We start from the raw sequence: 1,246 nt of genomic DNA on the forward strand, positions 1-1,246 counted from the left end.
TGAACTGGCCTAATGATTTTGGACACTTCAATCAGGCGCTATGATGGCGTCCAAATCTGAGGTGTTCGGATATGCGTAACTCTTATTCAACTGAATTCAAACTCAAGGCTGTCGGCATGGTATTGGACGAGGGGATATCGGTTCCCGAAGTCTGTGCCAGTCTAGACATCGGCCCTACCGCGTTGCGTCGCTGGGTCGCCCAGGTTCGCAAAGAGCGCCTGGGTACAACGCCGGTGGGGGCCAAAGCGATTACGGCTGACCACCGAGAGATTCAAGAACTCAAAGCCTTGCTCAGGCAAAAAGACCGGGATATTGAAATCCTAAAAAAAGCCAGTGCTCTGCTGCTATTGGACGCCAAAGATCATTCTCATTGATCAATGAGCTGGCAGAGCTATACGGCGTTAACGACTGTTGCCGTGTGTTTGATGTTTGCCGCAGCAGCTTTTATGCCTGGCGTCAGCGCCAAGGCAAGGTGAGTCCTGAGCGGGAGAAACTCAAAGCCATGCTGGTTGAGCATCATAAGGAATCGAGAGCATCGGCCGGGGCACGCACCCTTTCCCGGGAACTACAGGCCAAAGGACATCGAGTCGGGCGGTACATGGCTCGTAGTTTGATGCGTGAAGCCGGAGTGACTAGCCGTCAGCGCCGGCGCCATAAATACAAATCATCAGGCGTAGAGGCTTTGGTCGCACCGCACGTGCTCAAGCGCCAGTTCGATGTCACATCAATCAATGAGGTGTGGTGCGCCGATGTCACGTATATCAAGGTCGGCACCCGGTGGATGTATTTCGCTGCGGTTTTGGATCTCTTCGCCCGCCGACTGGTGGGTTGGGCGTTTTCAATGATCTCGGATGCGGAACTGACCTGTGAGGCCTTACGAATGGCCGTTGAGTTGCGAGGCAGACCTAAAGACGTGCTGTTTCACTCCGATCAAGGCTGCCAGTACACCAGCCATAAATTCAGGAATGAGCTGCTAGCGCACGGGCTGAGGCAGAGCATGAGTCGCAAGGGAGAGTGTTGGGACAACGCACCGATGGAGCGTTTCTTTGGAAGTCTGAAATCGGAGTGGGTACCTGAAGCGGGGTACCGCTGCGAGTACGAAGCCCGGGTTGATTTGCAGCGCTACCTAATGCGCTACAACAACACCAGACTCCATAGCTACAACAACTACCGGTCACCGGTCGCCATGGAGAAAATGGCGGCCTGAAAAACCCTAACGGGTGTCCAATATTACTTGACCAGTTCA

At 53.9% G+C, this 1,246-nt stretch carries 2 protein-coding genes; both read left to right on the plus strand.

Annotation, left to right across the window (positions count from 1 at the left end):
* Window positions 1-71: 71 nt before the first annotated feature.
* Window positions 72-374 (plus strand): transposase, encoded by a 303-nt coding sequence (locus tag J2Y39_RS26390; RefSeq protein ID WP_014337368.1) that lies wholly within the window; start codon window positions 72-74, stop codon window positions 372-374.
* Window positions 371-1,207: an IS3 family transposase gene (locus J2Y39_RS26395; protein WP_258707633.1), complete on the plus strand. Its 837-nt coding sequence runs from the start codon at window positions 371-373 to the stop codon at window positions 1,205-1,207. The genes J2Y39_RS26390 and J2Y39_RS26395 overlap by 4 nt, the downstream gene beginning before the upstream one ends.
* Window positions 1,208-1,246: the final 39 nt, after the last annotated feature.

Origin of the sequence: Pseudomonas sp. 2957 (assembly GCF_031456345.1) — a bacterium.
In the GTDB taxonomy this organism is placed as follows: Bacteria; Pseudomonadota; Gammaproteobacteria; order Pseudomonadales; family Pseudomonadaceae; genus Aquipseudomonas; species Aquipseudomonas siliginis.

Excerpts from the sequence above, each read along its gene's own strand:
- J2Y39_RS26390 (WP_014337368.1), top strand. The coding sequence starts at position 72 with ATGCGTAACTCTTATTCAACTGAATTCAAACTCAAGGCTGTCGGCATG.